Annotated in this window: 19 protein-coding genes; 16 read left to right on the top strand and 3 right to left on the bottom strand. The window is 68.7% G+C overall.

The features are described 5' to 3' along the window. Window positions 1-371: 371 nt before the first annotated feature. On the bottom strand, window positions 372-1,085 hold the full coding sequence (locus tag DK254_RS21650) for a TorF family putative porin (protein WP_109935415.1): 714 nt from the start codon (window positions 1,083-1,085) through the stop codon (window positions 372-374). Window positions 1,086-1,300: 215 nt separating this feature from the next. Here DK254_RS21650 and DK254_RS21645 point away from each other — a divergent pair, with 215 nt between their 5' ends. The 13 genes from DK254_RS21645 (at window position 1,301) to DK254_RS21585 (ending at window position 11,766) form a co-directional block, all read left to right on the top strand. Further along, window positions 1,301-1,606 carry an STAS domain-containing protein gene (locus DK254_RS21645; RefSeq protein ID WP_109935414.1) on the top strand — a complete coding sequence of 102 codons (306 nt, stop codon included), beginning with the start codon at window positions 1,301-1,303 and terminating at the stop codon, window positions 1,604-1,606. A gap of 12 nt (window positions 1,607-1,618) precedes the next feature. After that, the gene (locus DK254_RS21640) at window positions 1,619-3,319 is read left to right on the top strand and encodes a fused response regulator/phosphatase (RefSeq protein WP_109935413.1); all 1,701 of its coding nucleotides are present in this window, start codon (window positions 1,619-1,621) and stop codon (window positions 3,317-3,319) included. A 53-nt stretch (window positions 3,320-3,372) separates the two neighbouring features. Further along, complete coding sequence (locus tag DK254_RS21635) at window positions 3,373-3,723, top strand: Hpt domain-containing protein (protein WP_109935412.1); 351 nt, start codon at window positions 3,373-3,375, stop codon at window positions 3,721-3,723. A gap of 72 nt (window positions 3,724-3,795) precedes the next feature. Next, window positions 3,796-5,067, top strand: coding sequence for a flagellar hook-length control protein FliK (locus DK254_RS21630; protein WP_109935411.1), 1,272 nt, complete (start codon window positions 3,796-3,798; stop codon window positions 5,065-5,067). A 308-nt stretch (window positions 5,068-5,375) separates the two neighbouring features. Continuing rightward, a complete protein-coding gene (fliL, locus tag DK254_RS21625; protein WP_089393970.1) occupies window positions 5,376-5,888 on the top strand; it encodes a flagellar basal body-associated protein FliL in 513 nt (170 codons plus the stop codon). A gap of 10 nt (window positions 5,889-5,898) precedes the next feature. Further along, window positions 5,899-6,870, top strand: coding sequence for a flagellar motor switch protein FliM (fliM, locus tag DK254_RS21620; RefSeq protein ID WP_089393971.1), 972 nt, complete (start codon window positions 5,899-5,901; stop codon window positions 6,868-6,870). 25 nt (window positions 6,871-6,895) lie between these two features. Beyond that, complete coding sequence (gene fliN, locus DK254_RS21615) at window positions 6,896-7,363, top strand: flagellar motor switch protein FliN (protein ID WP_009621630.1); 468 nt, start codon at window positions 6,896-6,898, stop codon at window positions 7,361-7,363. A gap of 2 nt (window positions 7,364-7,365) precedes the next feature. Then, window positions 7,366-7,842, top strand: a complete 477-nt coding sequence (gene fliO, locus DK254_RS21610) for a flagellar biosynthetic protein FliO (RefSeq protein ID WP_177412102.1) — start codon at window positions 7,366-7,368, stop codon at window positions 7,840-7,842. Continuing rightward, the gene (gene fliP, locus DK254_RS21605) at window positions 7,839-8,618 is read left to right on the top strand and encodes a flagellar type III secretion system pore protein FliP (RefSeq protein ID WP_061562328.1); all 780 of its coding nucleotides are present in this window, start codon (window positions 7,839-7,841) and stop codon (window positions 8,616-8,618) included. The genes fliO and fliP overlap by 4 nt, the downstream gene beginning before the upstream one ends. A 19-nt stretch (window positions 8,619-8,637) precedes the next feature. Continuing rightward, window positions 8,638-8,907, top strand: a complete 270-nt coding sequence (gene fliQ / locus DK254_RS21600) for a flagellar biosynthesis protein FliQ (protein ID WP_009621633.1) — start codon at window positions 8,638-8,640, stop codon at window positions 8,905-8,907. Continuing rightward, window positions 8,907-9,683: a flagellar biosynthetic protein FliR gene (fliR, locus tag DK254_RS21595; protein ID WP_089393974.1), complete on the top strand. Its 777-nt coding sequence runs from the start codon at window positions 8,907-8,909 to the stop codon at window positions 9,681-9,683. Before fliQ ends, fliR begins: the two co-directional genes overlap by 1 nt. After that, the gene (gene flhB, locus DK254_RS21590; RefSeq protein ID WP_109935409.1) at window positions 9,683-10,819 is read left to right on the top strand and encodes a flagellar biosynthesis protein FlhB; all 1,137 of its coding nucleotides are present in this window, start codon (window positions 9,683-9,685) and stop codon (window positions 10,817-10,819) included. The genes fliR and flhB overlap by 1 nt, the downstream gene beginning before the upstream one ends. Window positions 10,820-10,944: 125 nt before the next feature. Continuing rightward, the gene (locus tag DK254_RS21585) at window positions 10,945-11,766 is read left to right on the top strand and encodes a hypothetical protein (protein ID WP_109935408.1); all 822 of its coding nucleotides are present in this window, start codon (window positions 10,945-10,947) and stop codon (window positions 11,764-11,766) included. 3 nt (window positions 11,767-11,769) lie between these two features. Here the strand turns inward: DK254_RS21585 and DK254_RS21580 are convergent, their stop codons facing one another. Then, a complete protein-coding gene (locus tag DK254_RS21580; protein ID WP_109935407.1) occupies window positions 11,770-13,029 on the bottom strand; it encodes an OprD family porin in 1,260 nt (419 codons plus the stop codon). A 352-nt stretch (window positions 13,030-13,381) separates the two neighbouring features. Between DK254_RS21580 and DK254_RS21575 the strand changes: the two genes are divergently transcribed. The 3 genes from DK254_RS21575 to DK254_RS21565 are packed head-to-tail and all read left to right on the top strand — an operon-like array spanning window position 13,382 to window position 16,281. Continuing rightward, window positions 13,382-14,413: a TRAP transporter substrate-binding protein gene (locus tag DK254_RS21575; protein ID WP_109935406.1), complete on the top strand. Its 1,032-nt coding sequence runs from the start codon at window positions 13,382-13,384 to the stop codon at window positions 14,411-14,413. Between the two features lie 12 nt (window positions 14,414-14,425). Continuing rightward, window positions 14,426-14,962, top strand: coding sequence for a TRAP transporter small permease (locus DK254_RS21570; protein ID WP_109935405.1), 537 nt, complete (start codon window positions 14,426-14,428; stop codon window positions 14,960-14,962). After that, the gene (locus tag DK254_RS21565; protein WP_109935404.1) at window positions 14,959-16,281 is read left to right on the top strand and encodes a TRAP transporter large permease; all 1,323 of its coding nucleotides are present in this window, start codon (window positions 14,959-14,961) and stop codon (window positions 16,279-16,281) included. The genes DK254_RS21570 and DK254_RS21565 overlap by 4 nt, the downstream gene beginning before the upstream one ends. 650 nt (window positions 16,282-16,931) lie before the next feature. On the opposite strand, the gene DK254_RS21560 is transcribed toward DK254_RS21565, so the two are convergent. Beyond that, window positions 16,932-18,259 (bottom strand): aldehyde dehydrogenase family protein (locus DK254_RS21560; RefSeq protein ID WP_109935809.1); only part of this gene is annotated, 1,328 nt, incomplete at its 5' end.

Below are 18,259 nucleotides of genomic sequence, written 5' to 3'. Positions count from 1 at the left end.
GCGACATCCATGTCGCATGACCTCCTGAGCGCCGGTTTCGCTCGGCCTTCTGAAGGGGCGTTCCGGTGCGCTCGGTGGTTTCTCTGGAAGTCCAAAATCAAGAGCGGCACTGCTCTTCGTAGGAGCGAGCTTGCTCGCGAACCCTGACTCCGTCCCCCTCCCTAACCCTCCCCCGCAAGCGGGAGAGGGGACCGTTCGGCGTGATGCGAAATCACGAAGCTCCCGGCCTCCCCGTAGGATTCACCGGCCACGCCGGACGCCCCGGCGGCACGGCCTGGGTTATACCCCTTCGGGCCAGCGCAAGCGTTGTTCGCGATGGAGCCGCGTCCCGCGTTCGCGGGAATGGCGAGGGATAGTTCATCCGCCGTGCTTCAGAAGAACGACCGCGACGCCTTGAAGGTGACCGCGCTGTCGCAGTAGGCGTTGTGCCCCGAGTAGGCGCTGCAGTCCGTGCCGCTCAGGCTGCTGCCGCTGTAGGAGAAGTTCAGGTCCAGGCCCAGCCAGGGGCGGCTGAGGTTCACCGACCAGTCGTTGAAGCCGCTGACGTAGCCATTGGCCACGTTCACCGGGTTCTCCAGGCTGTAGCTGGCGTATTTCAGCGTCAGGTCGAAGCCCAGCGGCGGCGTCAGGCCCAGGTCGGCGAACAGGGTGGCGCTGCTGCGCCCGGCGCTGTTGCTGTAGGCGGCGCCCAGGCGGCTGCCGAAGATCGACAGGCCGCCGTAGACGTCCTGGGTGTCCAGGTCCGGCCGCTGCGGGTGCACGTAGCGGATGCTGCCCAGCTCGTAGCCGAGGCGGCCATTGCCCAGCGGGCGCTTGAAGCCGGCGTAGGAGTCGACTTCGGTGGGCTTGTCCGGTTCCAGGTTGGCGGCCCAGCCGCCGAAGTACCAGCCCGAGTCGTGGCTGGCGTCCAGCCCGCCGTGCAGGCTGTCCAGGCCGCCGGGCTGGACCAGGCCCTGGGCCATGCTGCGGGTCGGCGAGTTGGCGAGCTTGAGGTCGAAGTCGCCCAGCTGGCGCTGCATGACCTGGGCGTTGGCGGCCAGGCTGGCGCACAGCGAGGCGCCCAGCAGCAGACGTTGGATGATCATGGCTCCCCCCCTTGGTCTTCGAAATGCTCCTTGGCAGGTGCGGTCCCCTCCGCACCTTTACAGGGTAAATCCATTCATCGACCAGGCAATGACCGGCGGTCCATTTGTCGGCCGGATCGAACCTTTTCGTGCCGGCGCTCGTGGAGGTTGCCGGGCCGCGGTCTAGCTGCTAAATCTTCCCCAGCATGCGCACTCCATTCAGCAGGGAGGCCTCCATGGCCATCACATCCGTACCCTCGGCCGACGGCCAGGAACTGACCATCGTGGTCCAGGGCCGCTTCGACTTCGGTGCGCACCAGGAATTCCGCGACGCCTACGAGCGCGTCGAGACCACCCCGCAACGCTACGTCGTCGACCTCAAGGGCGCCACCTACCTGGACAGCTCGGCGCTGGGCATGCTCCTGCTGCTGCGCGACCACGCCGGCGGCGAACATGCGCAAATCAGCCTGGTGCACTGCAGCCCGGACGTGCGCAAGATCCTCTCCATCTCCAACTTCGAACAGCTGTTCCGCATTTCCTGAGCCGTGGCGGTCATGGCCAACTTCCTCACGGTCCTGATCGCCGACGACAACGCCGCCGACCGCCTGCTGCTGTCCACCATCGTCAGCCGCCAGGGGCACCGCGTGCTGACCGCCGCCAACGGCCTGGAGGCCCTGGCGCTGTTCGAGCAGGAGCGTCCGCAGCTGGTGCTGATGGACGCCCTGATGCCGGTGATGGACGGCTTCGAGGCGGCGCGGCGGATCCGCCGCCAGGCCGGCGAGGAGCTGGTGCCGATCATCTTCCTCACCTCGCTGACCGAGACCGAGGCGCTGGTGCAGAGCCTGGAGGCCGGCGGCGACGACTTCCTCTCCAAGCCCTACAACCGGGTGATCCTCGAAGCCAAGATCCGCGCCATGGGCCGCCTGCACCACCTGCAGCGCGAGGTGCTGGCGCAGCGTGACCTGATCGCCCGGCACAACGAGCACCTGCTCAACGAGCAGCGGGTGGCCAAGGCGGTGTTCGACAAGGTGGCGCACTCCGGCTGCCTGAACGCGCCGAACATCCGCTACCTGCAGTCGCCCTTCGCGCTGTTCAACGGCGACCTGCTGCTGGCCGCCTACAAGCCCTCCGGCGGCATGCACGTGCTGCTCGGCGACTTCACCGGCCACGGCCTGCCGGCGGCCATCGGCGCCATGCCGCTGGCCGAGGTGTTCTACGGCATGACCGCCAAGGGCTACCCGATCGCCGACATCCTCCGCGAGATGAACGCCAAGCTGAAGCGCATCCTGCCGGTGGGGGTGTTCTGCTGCGCCAGCATGCTCAACCTGAGCTTCCAGCGCGGCCTGCTGGAGGTGTGGAACGGCGGCCTGCCCGACGGCTACCTGTTCCGCCAGGGCCGCGAGCTGCAGCCCCTGGTGTCGCGCCACCTGCCGCTGGGCATCCTCGAGCCGGCGGCCTTCGACGAGGGCTGCGAGGTCTTCCCCATGGAGGACGGCGACCGCGTGCTGCTGTTCTCCGACGGGGTGCTGGAGGCCCGCAACCCGCAGGGCGAGATGTTCGGCGAGCAGCGCCTGCGCCAGGTGTTCGAGGAGCAGCGCGACGGTTCGCGGCTGTTCGAGGGGGTGAAGGCGGCGCTGGTGCGCTTCCGCGGCGAGGCCCAGGACGACCTGAGCATGCTGGAAGTGGCCCTGGTGCCCGACGCCAGCCTGCAGCGGCCGCCCCTGGCGTTTTCCGAAAGCGGGCTGGGCGGCACCCAGGACTGGTCCTGCAGCTTCGAGTTCCGCGCCCCGACGCTGCGCCACTTCAACCCCTTGCCGTTCCTGCTGCAGCTGCTGATGGAGGTGCATGACCTGCGCCCCCGCGGCAGTGCCCTCTACACGGTGCTCGCCGAGCTGTACTCCAACGCCCTGGAGCACGGCGTGATGGGCCTGGAGTCGCGCCTGAAGTGCGACGCCCAGGGCTTCGCCCGCTACTACGAGGAGCGCCGCAAGCGCCTGGAAAACCTCGACCACGGCTTCGTGCGCTTCCACATCGACCTCGCCCCCCATGGCGATGGCGGCCGCCTGCTGGTGCGGGTGGACGACAGCGGCAACGGCTTCGACGTCAATGCCGTGCTGCAGGCCCAGGCGCACTGCGTGCCGGGCGCCTTCAGCGGCCGCGGCCTGACCTTGATACGCAGCCTGGCCGACCGCTGCCAGTGGTCGGGGGACGGCAAGTCGGTGTCCGTGGAGTTTTTCTGGTCCGCTCAGGCATAATCCGGCACTTCCCGTGCGCCGGCCCTGGCCATGGGTGGCCAGGGAGCGAGCGAATGTCCGATGTGCATCTCGACGATGCGGTACTGAAGGCTTTGCGGGAGGTGATGGCGGAAGAGTTTCCGCTGTTGCTCGACACCTTCATCGGCGACTCCGAGGAGCGCCTGCGCAACCTCCACGAGGCCCTGGTCGAACTCGACGGCCAGGCCCTGCGCCACGCCGCGCACAGCTTCAAGGGCAGCTGCGGCAACATGGGCGCGCCGGCCCTGGCCGCCCTGTGCAAGCGCCTGGAAGACGCCGCCCGGCAGGGCGACATGGCCAAGGCCGCCGGGCTGATCGAGCAGGTCGAGCGCGAGTTCGCCATCGTCCGCATCCTGCTGCGCCAGCAGCGCCTGCAACGTTCCTGACGGGCGACCCGGGAAACTGGCCCGGCCCTTGCTATCTCCGTGTCATCGACGCAAACGAAACGGAGATCGCCGATGGCTGTCGCCCCGGACATCCTACTTTCGCCGACCCCGCCGCCAAGCCCCCGGACATCCCCGTCCAGGGCCGCGCAGGATTCGGCCAACACCAGCAACGACAAGGGTTCCAGCTTCGCCGACGTGTACGCCCAGGAAAGCCGGCCGGCCGCCAAGGAGCGCCCGCAGGCCCAGGCCAAGGCCAAGGGCGACAAGCCGCGCGCTCAGGATGACGCGCCCGCCAAGGACAGCGCCAAGGCGCCGGAAGCCGGCAGCGAGCAGCCAAAGGTTGCCGAAGGCGGCAAGCCCTTGCCGGCCCAGGAGCAGGCGTCGACGGACGACGGCCAGCAGCCGCCCGACCCCAGCCTCGACCCGCTGCTGGCGCTGGCCATGGGCGTGCAGCCGACGGTGCAGGACGGCGCCACGCAACTCGGCCAGGGCCAGCTCGATGCTGCCAACAGCGACGGCGACCTCCAGAAGCTCAACCAGGCCCAGGGCGTGGCCCTGTTGCCGGAAGCGGGCGCCGAGGAGGTGACCCAGGCCCTGCAGCTGCCCACTGCCGGCAAGGGCGAGCTCAACCTCAAGCTGGCCGACGGCCAGGGCAAGGGCGACGCCAAGCTGGACATGACCAGCCTGCTGGCCGGCCTCAAGGACGCCCAGGGTTCGACGGAAACCAAGACCGCCGACGCAGCCGGCGAGCTGGCCGGGCAATTGGCCGACAGCGTCGGCCAGCCCAAGACCGAGCCGCGCAACGAGGCCTTCGCCCATCGCCTGGAGGCCATGACCCAGGCGCTCAACGGCACCCAGCAGGCGCTCACCAGCCGCCCGGTCAACCCGCAGGTGCCCGGCCAGCCGGTGGCCATGCAGCAGAACGGCTGGACCGACCAGGTGGTGGACCGGGTGATGTGGATGTCCAGCCAGAACCTGAAGTCCGCCGACATCCAGATGGAGCCGGCCGACCTCGGGCGCCTGGAAGTGCGCATCCACATGACCAGCGACCAGACCCAGGTGACCTTCGCCAGCGCCAGCGCCGGCGTGCGCGAGGCCCTCGACAGCCAGCAGCACCGCCTGCGCGAGATGCTCGGCCAGCAGGGCATGAACCAGGTCAACGTCAACGTCTCCGACCAGTCCCTGGCCCGCGGCTGGCAAGGGCAGGGCCAGCAGCAGGGCAATGGCCGCGGCGGTTCGGCCACGGCGGCGGAGGGTGACGACGAGCCCATGCTCAGCGGCGTCAGCGAGATCCGCGCGCGGCCGCAGCTGGGCGGGCTGGGGATGGTGGATTATTACGCCTGACGCCGGCCCCGCCGTTCCCTTGTAGGAGCGCGCCCTGCGCGCGAATCGCGGGCAGGGCCCGCTCCTACAGGGGCGCCTTGCAGGCCAAACGGCGGATAACGCCGTAGGCGTTATGCGCCCTACGCCAGGCCCGCCCCTGACGTAGGGCGAATAACCGTTCGCGGTTATCCGCCGCTTCACCTGTCCCCCCTCGCTCCGCCCATCGGCAGCCTGTAATATCCGCCGCGGCGGCCGGGCATGACCTGGCACAGCCCTTGCTCCTGTCTTTCCAGACAGGCAACGGACCGCGCAAGTGACGGATTTCTGGCATGGCTAAGAACGATCAGCAGACCACTCCACCCGCCGAGGGCGGCGCCGGCAAGGGCCGGCTCAAGCTCATCATCATCCTGGGCCTGGCCTTCCTGCTGGCGGTCGGGGCGTCGGTGGGGGGCACCTGGTTCTTCCTCAGCCGTGGCGCCAAGCCCGCCGAGGCACCGGTGGCCGAGGCCGGCAGCGGCAAGAAACCGGCGCTCTACGAGGTGCTGGCGCCATCTTTCGTGGTCAACTTCAACCAGGGCGGGCGGCAGCGCTACCTGCAGGTCGCCGTGGCCCTGATGGGCCGCGACCAGGCCCAGCTGGACGCCCTGCGCGAACAGATGCCGCTGGTGCGCAACCAGCTGGTGATGCTGTTCTCCAGCCAGAATTTCGACACCTTGACCACCCCGGTGGGCAAGGAGATGCTGCGACAGCAGGCGACCGCCAGCATCCAGGAACTGGCCAAGAAGGCCACCGGTCAGTTGACCGTGGAACAGGTGCTTTTCACCAATTTCGTACTCCAGTAGGTAAGCCGCCATGGCCGTGCAAGATCTGCTCTCCCAGGACGAAATCGACGCGCTGCTGCACGGCGTCGACGACGGCCTGGTGGAAACCGAAGCCGATTCCGACCCCACGGCGGTCAAGTCCTACGACCTGACCAGCCAGGACCGCATCGTCCGCGGTCGCATGCCGACCCTGGAGATGATCAACGAGCGCTTCGCCCGCTACACCCGCATCAGCATGTTCAACCTGCTGCGGCGCTCGGCCGACGTCGCCGTGGGCGGCGTGCAGGTGATGAAGTTCGGCGAGTACGTGCACTCGCTGTATGTGCCCACCAGCCTCAACCTGGTGAAGATGAAGCCGCTGCGCGGCACCGCGCTGTTCATCCTCGACGCCAAGCTGGTGTTCAAGCTGGTGGACAACTTCTTCGGCGGCGACGGCCGCCACGCCAAGATCGAGGGCCGCGAGTTCACCCCCACCGAGCTGCGGGTGGTGCGCATGGTCATCGAGCAGGCCTTCGTCGACCTCGCCGAGGCCTGGAGCGCGGTGCTGCCGATCACCTTCGAGTACGTCAACTCGGAAGTGAACCCGGCCATGGCCAACATCGTCAGCCCCAGCGAGGTGGTGGTGGTCTCCACCTTCCACATCGAGCTGGACGGCGGCGGCGGCGACCTGCACATCACCGTACCCTACGCGATGATCGAGCCGATCCGCGAGATGCTCGACGCCGGCTTCCAGTCCGACGTCGACGACCAGGACGAGCGCTGGCTCAACGCCCTGCGCGAGGACATCCTCGACGTCAACGTGCCGGTGGACGCCACCGTGGTGCGCCGCCAGCTGCGCCTGCGCGACATCCTGCACATGCAGCCGGGCGACGTGATCCCGGTGGAGATGCCCGAATTCATGGTGATGCGCGCCAACGGCGTGCCTTCCTTCAAGGTCAAGCTGGGTTCGCACAAGGGCAACCTGGCCTTCCAGATTCTCGATCCGCTCGAGCGCCCGCGCTGAGCGCATCCCCCCAGAGGACCCGACAATGGCAGATGAAGACAAAGTGACCCCCGAGGAGCAGGCCCTGGCGGACGAATGGGCCGCGGCCCTGTCCGAGGCGGGCGACGCCAGCCAGGACGACATCGACGCGATGATGGCCGGCAACGCCGCGCCGGCCGCCCCGGTGGCGCCGCGCGCGCCCATGGAGGAGTTCGGCATGGCGCCGCGGGCGCCGACCATCGCCGGCCTGGAAGGGCCGAACCTGGACGTCATCCTCGATATCCCGGTGACCATCTCCATGGAGGTCGGCCACACCGACATCACCATCCGCAACCTGCTGCAGCTCAACCAGGGCTCGGTGATCGAGCTCGACCGCCTGGCCGGCGAGCCGCTGGACGTGCTGGTCAACGGCACGCTGATCGCCCACGGCGAGGTGGTGGTGGTGAACGAGAAGTTCGGCATCCGCCTGACCGACGTGATCAGCCCCAGCGAACGCATCAAGAAGCTGCGCTGATGATGGCCCGCCTGCTCGCACTGTTCTGCGCCCTGCCGCTGGTGGGGCTGCTGCCGCTGGCCCGGGCCGCCGACGAGCCGGCCGCCGCGCCGGCCATCGTCCACGCCAGCGCCTCGCCGAGCCTGATCACCGGCAGCGCCGGGGCCCAGCTGCTGCAGCTGCTGTTCGGCCTGGTGCTGGTGGTGGCGCTGATCTTCCTGCTCGCCTGGCTGGTGCGCCGCGTGCAGCAGATCGGCCCGCGCGGCAACCAGGCGATCAAGCTGGTGGCCAGCCAGGCCCTGAGCCCGCGCGACCGCCTGCTGCTGGTGCAGGTGGGCGAGGAGCAGATCCTCCTCGGCCTGACGCCCGGGCGCATCACCCCGCTGCACGTGCTCAAGGAGCCGGTGCGCGGCGTCGAGGCCGGCGAGCAGCCGGCGCCGCCGGAGTTCGCCCAGCGCCTGCTGGAGCTGCTGAACAAGGACAAGGGCCGCCCGCAATGAGCTTCCCCGCCTTCGCCCAGGCGCTGCGCCGCTGCCTGCCGCTGCTGGCCGTGCTGCTGGCGCTGCTCGCGCCCCAGGCCTTCGCCGCCGACCCGCTGCAGGTGTCGGCGATCACCGTGACCACCAACCCGCAGGGCCAGCAGGAATACTCGGTCAGCCTGCAGATCCTGCTGATCATGACGGCGCTGAGCTTCATCCCGGCGTTCGTCATGCTGATGACCAGCTTCACCCGGATCATCATCGTCTTCGCCATCCTGCGCCAGGCGCTGGGCCTGCAGACCACGCCGTCGAACCAGATTCTCGTGGGCCTTGCGCTGTTCCTCACCCTGTTCGTCATGGCGCCGGTGTTCGACAAGGTCAACAGCACCGCGCTGCAGCCCTACCTGAACGAGCAGATCCAGGCCCCGGAGGCGCTGAGCCGCGCCGAGGTGCCGCTGAAGTCGTTCATGCTGGCGCAGACCCGGCAGTCGGACCTGGACCTGTTCGTGCGCCTGTCCAAGCGCACCGACATCGCCAACGCCGACGCCACGCCGCTGACCATCCTGGTCCCGGCCTTCGTCACCTCGGAGCTGAAGACCGCGTTCCAGATCGGCTTCATGATCTTCATCCCGTTCCTGATCATCGACCTGGTGGTGGCCAGCGTGCTCATGGCCATGGGCATGATGATGCTGTCGCCGCTGATCATCTCGCTGCCGTTCAAGATCATGCTGTTCGTCCTGGTGGACGGCTGGGCGCTGATCATCGGCACCCTGGCCGGCAGCTTCGGCACCGTTTGACTAGAGAGGAGGGCGCGCCATGACCCCGGAAGTCGCCGTCGACCTGTTCCGCCAGGCACTCTGGCTGACCGCCATGATGGTCGCCATCCTGGTGCTGCCGAGCCTGCTGGTGGGCCTGGTGGTGGCCATGTTCCAGGCCGCCACGCAGATCAACGAGCAGACCCTGAGCTTCCTGCCGCGCCTGCTGGTGACCCTCGGCACGCTGATCGTCCTGGGCCCCTGGCTGGTGCGCGAGCTGATGGAGTACACCCAGGGCCTGATCACCAGCATCCCCACGCTGATCGGCTGATGCTGGAGCTGAGCAACGCGCAGATCGGCGCCTGGGTCGGCAGCTTCGTGCTGCCGCTGTTCCGCATCGCCGCGCTGCTGATGACCATGCCGATCTTCAGCAACCAGATGGTCCCGGCGCGGGTTCGCCTGTACCTGTCCCTGGCCATCGCCGTGGTGCTGGTGCCGACCCTGCCGCCGATGCCCCAGGTCGACGCCCTGAACCTGCGGGCCATGCTGCTGGTGGGCGAGCAGGTGCTGATCGGCGCGATGCTCGGCTTCACCCTGCAGCTGTTCTTCCACGTGTTCGTGGTCGCCGGGCAGCTGCTGTCGATGCAGATGGGCCTGGGCTTCGCCTCCACCGTGGACCCGGCCAACGGCATCTCGGTGCCGGTGATGGGGCAGTTCTTCAGCCTGCTGGTGACCCTGCTGTTCCTGGCCATGAACGGCCACCTGGTGGTGCTGGAGGTGATCGCCGAGAGCTTCGTCACCCTGCCGGTGGGCCAGGGCCTGTCCGGCGAGCACCTGTACACCGTGGCCGGCAAGCTCGGCTGGGTGCTCGGCGGCGGCCTGCTGATCGCCCTGCCGGCGGTCACCGCGCTGCTGGTGGTGAACCTCGCCTTCGGCGCCATGACCCGCGCCGCGCCGCAACTGAACATCTTCTCCATTGGCTTCCCGCTGACCCTGGTGATGGGCTTCGTCATCGTCTGGATCGGCACCGCCGAAATCCTCTCGCAGTACCAGGACCTCGTCCGCGAGGCCCTGGCGCTGCTCCGTGAACTGGTGGGAGCGCGCTGATGGCGGAAAGCGAGAGCGGCCAGGACAAGACGGAGGAACCCACAGAGAAACGCCGCCGCGAGGCCCGCGAGAAAGGCCAGCTGCCGCGTTCCCGGGAGCTCAACACCCTGGCCGTGCTGATGGCCGGGGCCGGCGCGCTGCTGGCCTACGGCGCGCACCTGGCCGAGGTGCTGATGGGGGTGATGCGCGGCAGCTTCGAGCTGTCGCGCGAGACGGCGATGAACAGCGAAAGCATGCTGCGCCTGCTGGGCAGCGCCGCGCGTGGGGCCGCCGAGGGGCTCTGGCCGATCCTGCTGGTGCTGCTCTTCGCCGCCATCGTCGGCCCCATCGCCCTGGGCGGCTGGCTGTTCTCCGGCCAGGCCCTGGCGCCCAAGTTCAGCCGCATGAACCCGCTGGAGGGGATCAAGCGGATGTTCTCCAGCAAGTCGGTGCTGGAGCTGTTCAAGGCGCTGATCAAGTTCGTGGTGGTGCTGGCGGTGGCGGTGCTGGTGCTGCGCTCGGACAAGGAGGCCCTGCTGGCGCTGCTGCACCAGCCGTTGCACACGGCCATCGTGGAAAGCGTCAAGGTGGTGGGCTGGAGCGCCTTCTGGATGGCCTGCAGCCTGCTGCTGATCGCCGCCGTGGACGTGCCCTACCAGCTCTGGGACAACCGCCAGAAGCTGCTGATGACCAAGCAGGAAGTGCGCGACGAGTACAAGGACTCCGAGGGCAAGCCCGAGGTCAAGGCCAAGGTCCGTCGCCTGCAGCGCGAGATGGCGCAGCGGCGCATGATGCAGGCGGTGCCCGACGCCGACGTGGTGATCACCAACCCGACGCACTTCGCCGTGGCCCTGAAGTACGATGCCAAGGCCGGCGGCGCGCCGCGCCTGCTGGCCAAGGGCAACGACTTCCTGGCCCTGAAGATCCGCGAGGTGGCCCAGGAGCACAAGGTCACGGTGCTGGAGTCGCCGGCCCTGGCCCGTGCGGTCTACTACTCCACCGAGCTGGACCAGGAGATTCCCGCCGGCCTCTACCTGGCGGTGGCCCAGGTGCTGGCCTACGTCTACCAGCTCAAGCAGTTCCGCGCCGGCAAGGGCAAGCGCCCGGGGCCGATGCCCGAAGTACCCATCCCGCCGGACCTGCGCCGCGACGAATGACGCACCGCGTTCGTCGCCCGCCATTGACGGCTGCCGCTGGCGGCCTTCACTTTCCCTTGAGGGCCGGTGGCGCTTGCCGTGGTACGACCTGAACGGAGTCGGATCACAACCACGGGATTGCTGCCATGGCCAAGGTATTGCTGACCGCCGCGCTGCGCGGCGAATACGAACAACTTTTCAATAGTTGCCAGATCCGCCCGGCGCGCGCCGCCGAGGTGGAGGCGCTGGTCGAGCGCATCGAGGACAACCAGCCGCGCTACGCCGAGGTCGGCAAGGCCCTGGGCATCCCCTGGGGCTTCATCGGCGTGGTGCACTGCATGGAAAGCGGCCTGCGCTTCGACCGCCACCTGCACAACGGCGACCCGCTGACGGCGCGCACCGTGCAGGTGCCGGCGGGGCGGCCGAAGGAGGGCAAGCCGCCCTTCACCTGGGAGGAAAGCGCCGAGGACGCCCTGCGCCTGAAGCGCCTGGGCGCGGCCACCGACTGGAGCCTGGCCGGCACCCTCTACCAACTGGAGGCCTACAACGGCTTCGGCTACCGGCTGTACCACCCCCATGTGCTCTCGCCCTACCTGTGGAGCTATTGCAACCACTACCAGAGCGGCAAGTACGTGCAGGACGGCACCTGGTCCGACAGCGCCCAGTCCAAGCAGTGCGGCGCCGCGGTGCTGCTGCGGCGCATGGCCGAGCGCGGCCTGCTGGAGTTCGTCGACCAGCCGAAGCCGAGCGCGGCCCGGCCGCTGCTGGTGAACTACTCCATGAGCCTGTCGGAAGACGCGGCCGAGGTGCGCCGGGTGGAGGAACTGCAGACCTGGCTGAACAGCTTCCCGGGCGTCTTCGTCAAGATCGACGGAGTGCCCGGCAAGCGCACCTCGGAGGCCTGGCGGCTGGTCACCGGCGGCTACCTGCCCGGTGACCCGCGCGCCCGGCGGCGGGCGGCCGCCTGAGGCTCACCAGATGGGGATGCTGTAGTTGGCGATCAGGCGGTTCTCGTCCATGTCCGCGCCGTGGCTGCTGCGCGCGGTGACGTTGCGCCAGCGCAGCGACAGCCCCTTGAGCGGCCCGTCCTGCAGGGTATAGGCCAGGTCGGTGTCGCGCTCGTACTCGTGGCCGTCCTCAAGCCCCGCGCCGCGCTGGATGTCGTCGCCGCGGGTGTAGCGGGTCATGAAGCTCAGGCCGGGGATGCCGAGGGAGGCGAAGTCGTAGTCGTAGCGCAGCTGCCAGGACTTCTCCCCGGGCTGGGTGAAGGTCTGGATGGTCATCAGGTTGTGCGAGTAGGGCGGGGTGTAGCCGTTGAGGGTGGGGAAGCCGTCGTCGCCCATCATGTCCTGGTAGGCCACGCCGATGGCATGGGCGCCGGCGCGCAGGGTGAACATCACGCTGAGGTTGCGGTTGTCCACCGGGCCCGAGATCGCCTGGCCGTCGTCGTCGCTGTCGAAGTAGCGCAGGTCGCTGCGCAGCGACACGCCCTCGGCCAGCGGCAGGGTGTGCACCAGGCCGTAGAAGTGCTGCTGGTAGATGTCCTTGAGCTGGCCGTAGAAGTAGCTGGCGGTCAGGTTCGGGGTGAAGGCGTAGCTGGCGCCGGCGAGGTTGAACTCGTCGCTGGCGAAGGCCTTGCTGCGGCCCATGATGTACATGTCGTCGTTGCCCGCCGACTCGCGGGTGCGCGACTTCCACAGCTGGCCGGCGGTGAGCGTCAGCCTGTCGACCTCGTTGGAGGTCAGCAGGGCGCCGTCGAAGGTCTGCGGCATCAGCCGCACGTCGTCGCGGAACACCACCGGCAGCTGCGGCTCCAGCAGGCCGATGTTCAGCTGCGTCTTCGAGTAGCGCAGCTTGGCGGTCAGCCCGGCATGGCTGTAGTCGTCCACCGGCTCGCGCGAGTTCGGCCCGAAGGGCAGGGTGCCGTCGCCGCTGCGCCCGCGGCCGGAATCGAGCTTGACGCCGAGCAGCCCGGTGGCGTCCAGGCCGAAGCCGATGGGGCCCTCGGTGAAGCCCGACTGCAGGCGCAGGACGAAGGCCTGGGACCAGTTGCCGGCCTGGGATTGCGCGGCGTTGTCCTGACGGTAGTCGCGCAGCTGGTAGAAGTTGCGCAGGTCCAGGCGGCCGCTGCTGTCGTCGATGAAATCGGCCTGGGCGGCCAGCGGCAGCAGGCTCGCGGCCAGCAGGCCGTAATGGAATGGAATGCGCTTCTGAGTGTGTGTGGCGGACATGGTTCTTCCCTTGTTGTTCTTGTTCTGCGCCCCCGGCGGGGGCCTGCGGGAAGGGGTTTTATCACATAATTAATTTGTTAACGATATGCGCGGGCGAGCGGGAGCTTTCGCCCCGCAGATCGGGCATTTTCCTATGGGGGCCCGGAAGCGCCTGTTCTATAAAGTCGAAATCCGCGGAATAACTGGCATTCCGCAGTGTCCGACTGACATCTTGTTACATTTGTCACGACGGCATTGCGCCACCTCGCACAATGAGCATATTGTTAAAGTGTTAACGATGTGCCTGAATCTAGCCCTTCCCGGACGCCGCCAGGTGTCCGCCCGACGATAAGAACAACACCGAGGTAACGGCATGAAGAAATCCTCCTTCCTGGCCCTGCTGCTCGCCTGTGGCAGCCTGGCCCCGGCCCTGGCGGCCGAGCGCGTGACGCTGAAGATCGCGCACTTCCTCCCGGCCAGCTCCAACGCCCAGCAGCACGTCATCCAGCCCTGGTGCGACACCCTGGCCCGCGAGTCGGAGCAGCGCATCCAGTGCCAGATCTACCCCTCCATGCAGCTCGGCGGCACCCCGGGGCAACTGCCGGACCAGGTGCGCAACGGCGTGGTGGACATCGTCTGGACCGCCCCCGGCTACTCGCCCGGGCGCTTCCCGCGCAGCGAGGCGGTGGAGCTGCCGTTCATGCTGCCGGCCAACGGCGTGCAGGCCTCGAAGATCATCTGGCAGTTCTACCAGCAGGCCCTGCAGGACGATTACAAGGGCTACCGCGTGCTGGCCCTGCACAGCGACGGCGGCATGCAGCTGCACACCACCGGCAAGGCGGTGCGCCAGCTGGAAGACCTCAAGGGCCTGAAGCTGCGCGCCTCCTCGCGCATGAGCGCCCGCCTGGTCACGGGCCTGGGCGCGGCGCCGGTGAGCATGCCGGCGGCGCAGCTCACCGAGTCGCTGTCCAAGGGCGTGATCGACGGCGCCCTGGCCAGCTGGGAGCTGATCCCGGCGCTGAAGCTCGACGAGGTGACGCAGCATCACACCGACGTGCCGGAGGGCCGCCCGACCTTCTCCATCACCCTGCTGGGCATGCTGATGAACCCGCGCAGCTACGAGCGCATGCCCGACGACCTCAAGGCGATCCTCGACCGCAACAGCGGCGAGGCCCTGGTGCAGCGCTTCGGCGAAGCCTGGGACGGCGAGCTGGCGAGGGCCCGCGAGATGGTCGCCAAGGACAGCGTGGCCAGCTTCGAGCCGGCGGCCTACCAGCGCCTGCGCGAGGCGGGCGACAAGGTCACCGCCGAGTGGGTGGCCGATGCCGAGGGCAAGGGGCTGGCGGGCAGGCAACTGGCCGAGCAGCTGCGCGAGCTGTCCCGGACCGCCGGCGTCGAGCTGTAAGGGGTGGCCGCGATGAGCGAGATGCTGTCCCTGGAAGGCGCCGTGCCGGTACGCAGCAAGGGCCTGCCGGTGCGCCTGCTGGAGGCCGTGGCGCAGGGCTTCGCCTACGCCGGCGGCGCCGTGCTGCTGGCCCTGGTGGGCATGTCCCTGGTGTCCATCATCGGCCGCAAGCTGTGGTCGACGCCGGTCACCGGCGACATGGAGCTGCTGGAGATGGGGGCGGCGGTGGCCATCGCCGCCTTCCTGCCGCTGTGCGAGATCCGCAACGGCCACATTCGCGTGGAGATGTTCTCCAACTGGATGCCCCTGGCCGTGCGCCGCGGGCTCGACGCCCTGGCGCACCTGCTGTTCGCCGTGGTCGCCGCGGTGCTGGCCTGGCGCACCGGGCTGCAGGTGCTGGAGGCCCACGCCAACCAGGACAGCAGCACCCTGCTGGCGGTGCCGCACTGGATCCCCCTGGCGCTGGTGGTGCCGAGCCTGGCGCTGCTGTGCCTGTGCGCCCTGTGCCGCAGCCTGCTGGCCTTGCTGGATGAAGGAGCCGTGCGATGAGCGGAATGGCCCTTGGCCTGTGGATGTTCGCCGGGCTGCTGGCGATGCTGGTGCTGCGCGTGCAGGTCGGGGTGGCGATGTTCCTGGCCGGCGCGCTGTGCTTCCTGGTGATCAACCAGGGCGACCTCGGCGCCTTGCTCTACACCCTCAACAACCTGGCCTACGCGCGCCTGTCCAACTACGACCTGGCGGTGATCCCGCTGTTCGTGCTGATGGGCCAGTTCGCCACCCACGGCGGCCTGTCGAAGGCGCTGTTCCGCTGCGCCTCGGCCTTCATCGGCCACTGGCGCGGGGGCCTTGCGCTGTCGGCGGTGGGCGCCTGCGCCGGCTTCGGGGCGATCTGCGGCTCGTCCCTGGCCACCGCGGCGACCATGGGCCAGGTGGCCCTGCCGGAGCTTGCGCGGCACAAGTACTCCGGGCGCCTGGCCACCGCTTCGGTGGCGGCTGGCGGCACCCTGGGCATCCTCATCCCGCCGTCGGTGCCGCTGATCATCTACGCGGTGCTGACCCAGGAATCCATCGCCAAGCTGTTCGTCGCCGCCATGCTGCCGGCGCTGGTCGCGGTGATCGGCTACATGCTGGTGATCCGCATCCAGGTCGCCCGCGACCCCAACGCCTGCCAGCCGGCGCCCAAGGCCAGCGGCCGCGAGCGGCTGGCGGCCTTCGTGCAGATCCTGCCGATCCTGGCGATCTTCCTGGTGGTGATCGTCGGCATCTACGGCGGCTGGGCCAACCCCACCGAGGCGGCCTCCATCGGCGCCGCGGCCTGCGGCCTGCTGGCGGTGCTGCGCGGCGGCATGCGCTGGGACGGGCTGGGCAAGAGCCTGACCGGCACCGCCGAGGCCAGCGCCATGATCTTCCTGGTGCTGCTGGGCGCCGACCTGCTCAACTCCGGCCTGGCCCTGACGCAGATGCCGGTGGAACTGGCCACCTGGGTCCGCGACAGCGGCCTGGCGCCGCTGCTGGTGCTGGCGGTGATCCTGCTGATCTACCTGATGCTGGGCTGCGTGATGGACTCGCTGGCGATGATCCTGCTGACCATCCCGATCTTCTACCCGATGATCATGGGCCTGGAGTTCTTCGACCTGACGGCCGGGGAGAAGTCCATCTGGTTCGGCATCCTGGCGCTGATGGTGGTGGAGATCGGCCTGATCCACCCGCCGCTGGGGATGAACCTGTTCATCGTCAACAGGCTGGCGAAGGACGTGCCCTACATGGAAACGGCCAAGGGCGTGCTGCCGTTCCTGGCCTCGGACCTGCTGCGCATCGTGCTGCTGGTGCTGGTGCCGGGGTTGTCGCTCTGGTTGTTGAGCTTCTGAACCGGAGAGCCCACTCGACCGTAAGGCGGATAACCGTTCGCGGTTATCCGCCGATACGCGGGGGGCACAGTCAATGCCCAGTCCAACCCCGGAGCCGTCGGGGATCACGGTCAAACGGCGGATAACGCCGTAGGCGTTATTCGCCCTACGCCAGACCCGACCGTGACGTAGGGCGAATAACCGTTCGCGGTTATCCGCCGATACGCGGGGGCACAGTCAATGCCCAGTCCAACCCCGGAGCCGTTGGGGATCACGGTCAAACGGCGGATAACGCCGTAGGCGTTATTCGCCCTACGCCAGGTCCGACCATGACGTAGGGCGGATAACCGTTCGCGGTTATCCGCCGATACGCGGGGGGCGCAGTCAATGCCCAGTCCAACCCCGGAGCCGTCGGGGATCACGGTCAAACGGCGGATAACGCCGTAGGCGTTATGCGCCCTACGCCAGGCCCGACCATGACGTAGGGCGAATAACCGTTCGCGGTTATCCGCCGATACGCCGGGGCCACAGCCAATGCCCAGCCCAACCCCGGAGCCGCCGAAGATCACGGTCAAACGGCGGATAACGCCGTAGGCGTTATGCGCCCTACATGGGATGGTGTGGGCGGGGCGGCGTAGGAGCGGACTCCGTCCGCGATCGGGCTCACCAGTTCAATAGGTGATGCACACCGACTTTTCCTCCGTGAACCCCTCGATCGCCGCCCGCCCGAACTCCCGGCCCAGGCCCGACTGCTTGTAGCCGCCGAACGGCAGGTTGGGGTCCACCGGCACGTGGTTGTTGACCCACACCGTGCCCGCCTCGATCCGCGGGATCAGGTCCATCACCCGGCCCAGGTCGTTGCTCCAGATGCTCGCCGCCAGGCCGTAGGGGTTGTCGTTGATCTGCGCCACGGCAGTGTCGAGGTCGTCGTAGCTCAGCACCGAGAGCACCGGCCCGAAGATTTCCTCGCGGGCGCAGGCCATGCCGGCGTCCACCCCGTCCAGCACCGTAGGTTCGACGTAGTAGCCGGGCAGGTCCGGGCGGCCGCCGCCGCAGACGAAGCGGGCGCCCTGTTCGCGGGCCAGGGCCAGGTGGCGCAGCACGCTGTCCTGCTGGCGGCGCGAGACCAGCGGGTTGACCTGGGCCTGCGGGTCCAGGCCCGGGCCGATGCCCAGCCCGCCCACCTGGTCGGCCAGGCGCTCGACGAACTCCGCGTGGCGGCTGCTGTGGACGAACAGCCGCGAGGCCGCCGCGCAGACCTGGCCCTGGTTCAGCAGGCCGCCGCCGATGGCGCCGGCCACGGCCTTGTCCAGGTCGGCGTCGGGCAGCACCAGCATGGGGTTCTTGCCGCCCAGTTCGAGGGTGAAGCGCGTCATGTTCTGCAGGGCCGCGCCGCCTACCAGCTTGCCCACCGCGGTGGAGCCGGTGAAGGACACCTTGTTCAGCAGCGGGTGCGCCACCAGCGCCGCGCCGGCCTCGGCGCCGCCCAGCAGGACGTTGAAGACGCCGGCGGGGATGCCCGCCTCGATGGCCAGCTCGGCCGCGCGCAGGGCGGTCAGCGGCGTCTCGTCGGCCGGCTTGATGATCACCGTGCAGCCGCAGGCCAGGGCCGGCATCACCTTCCACAGGGCGATCATCAGCGGGAAGTTCCACGGCACTATGCCGGCCACCACGCCCACCGGCTCGCGGCGGGTGTAGGCGTTGAAGCGCGCGCCGGCCGGCATGGGGATGGAGACGTCCAGCGTCTGCCCCTCGATCTTGGTGGCCCAGCCGGCCATGTAGCGCATGTAGCCGAGGGAGGCGCCGACCTCGATGGCGCGGGCGATGTGGATCGACTTGCCCTGTTCCAGGGTTTCCAGCTGCGCCAGCTCTTCGGCGTGGCGCTCCACCAGGTCGGCGAAGCGCAGCAGCACGCGTTCCCGCTCGCTGGGCGCCAGGCCGCTCCAGGCGCCGGAACGGAAGGCGCGGTGGGCAGACTGCACGCAGGCATCCACCTGCT

This window comes from Pseudomonas sp. RW407 (assembly GCF_003176655.1).
Taxonomy (GTDB): domain Bacteria; phylum Pseudomonadota; class Gammaproteobacteria; order Pseudomonadales; family Pseudomonadaceae; genus Pseudomonas; species Pseudomonas delhiensis.
Note: the sequence above shows the minus strand (reverse complement) of the source record. Positions and strands in the feature narration are given on the sequence as shown.

What these genes read in the sequence shown, in the direction of transcription:
- DK254_RS21650 (WP_109935415.1), bottom strand. Translation starts at nt 1,085, where the DNA reads ATGATCATCCAACGTCTGCTGCTGGGCGCCTCGCTGTGCGCCAGCCTG.
- DK254_RS21645 (WP_109935414.1), top strand. Translation starts at nt 1,301, where the DNA reads ATGGCCATCACATCCGTACCCTCGGCCGACGGCCAGGAACTGACCATC.
- DK254_RS21640 (WP_109935413.1), top strand. Translation starts at nt 1,619, where the DNA reads ATGGCCAACTTCCTCACGGTCCTGATCGCCGACGACAACGCCGCCGAC.
- DK254_RS21635 (WP_109935412.1), top strand. Translation starts at nt 3,373, where the DNA reads ATGTCCGATGTGCATCTCGACGATGCGGTACTGAAGGCTTTGCGGGAG.
- DK254_RS21630 (WP_109935411.1), top strand. Translation starts at nt 3,796, where the DNA reads ATGGCTGTCGCCCCGGACATCCTACTTTCGCCGACCCCGCCGCCAAGC.
- fliL (WP_089393970.1), top strand. Translation starts at nt 5,376, where the DNA reads ATGGCTAAGAACGATCAGCAGACCACTCCACCCGCCGAGGGCGGCGCC.
- fliM (WP_089393971.1), top strand. Translation starts at nt 5,899, where the DNA reads ATGGCCGTGCAAGATCTGCTCTCCCAGGACGAAATCGACGCGCTGCTG.
- fliN (WP_009621630.1), top strand. Translation starts at nt 6,896, where the DNA reads ATGGCAGATGAAGACAAAGTGACCCCCGAGGAGCAGGCCCTGGCGGAC.
- fliO (WP_177412102.1), top strand. Translation starts at nt 7,366, where the DNA reads ATGGCCCGCCTGCTCGCACTGTTCTGCGCCCTGCCGCTGGTGGGGCTG.
- fliP (WP_061562328.1), top strand. Translation starts at nt 7,839, where the DNA reads ATGAGCTTCCCCGCCTTCGCCCAGGCGCTGCGCCGCTGCCTGCCGCTG.
- fliQ (WP_009621633.1), top strand. Translation starts at nt 8,638, where the DNA reads ATGACCCCGGAAGTCGCCGTCGACCTGTTCCGCCAGGCACTCTGGCTG.
- fliR (WP_089393974.1), top strand. Translation starts at nt 8,907, where the DNA reads ATGCTGGAGCTGAGCAACGCGCAGATCGGCGCCTGGGTCGGCAGCTTC.
- flhB (WP_109935409.1), top strand. Translation starts at nt 9,683, where the DNA reads ATGGCGGAAAGCGAGAGCGGCCAGGACAAGACGGAGGAACCCACAGAG.
- DK254_RS21585 (WP_109935408.1), top strand. Translation starts at nt 10,945, where the DNA reads ATGGCCAAGGTATTGCTGACCGCCGCGCTGCGCGGCGAATACGAACAA.
- DK254_RS21580 (WP_109935407.1), bottom strand. Translation starts at nt 13,029, where the DNA reads ATGTCCGCCACACACACTCAGAAGCGCATTCCATTCCATTACGGCCTG.
- DK254_RS21575 (WP_109935406.1), top strand. Translation starts at nt 13,382, where the DNA reads ATGAAGAAATCCTCCTTCCTGGCCCTGCTGCTCGCCTGTGGCAGCCTG.
- DK254_RS21570 (WP_109935405.1), top strand. Translation starts at nt 14,426, where the DNA reads ATGAGCGAGATGCTGTCCCTGGAAGGCGCCGTGCCGGTACGCAGCAAG.
- DK254_RS21565 (WP_109935404.1), top strand. Translation starts at nt 14,959, where the DNA reads ATGAGCGGAATGGCCCTTGGCCTGTGGATGTTCGCCGGGCTGCTGGCG.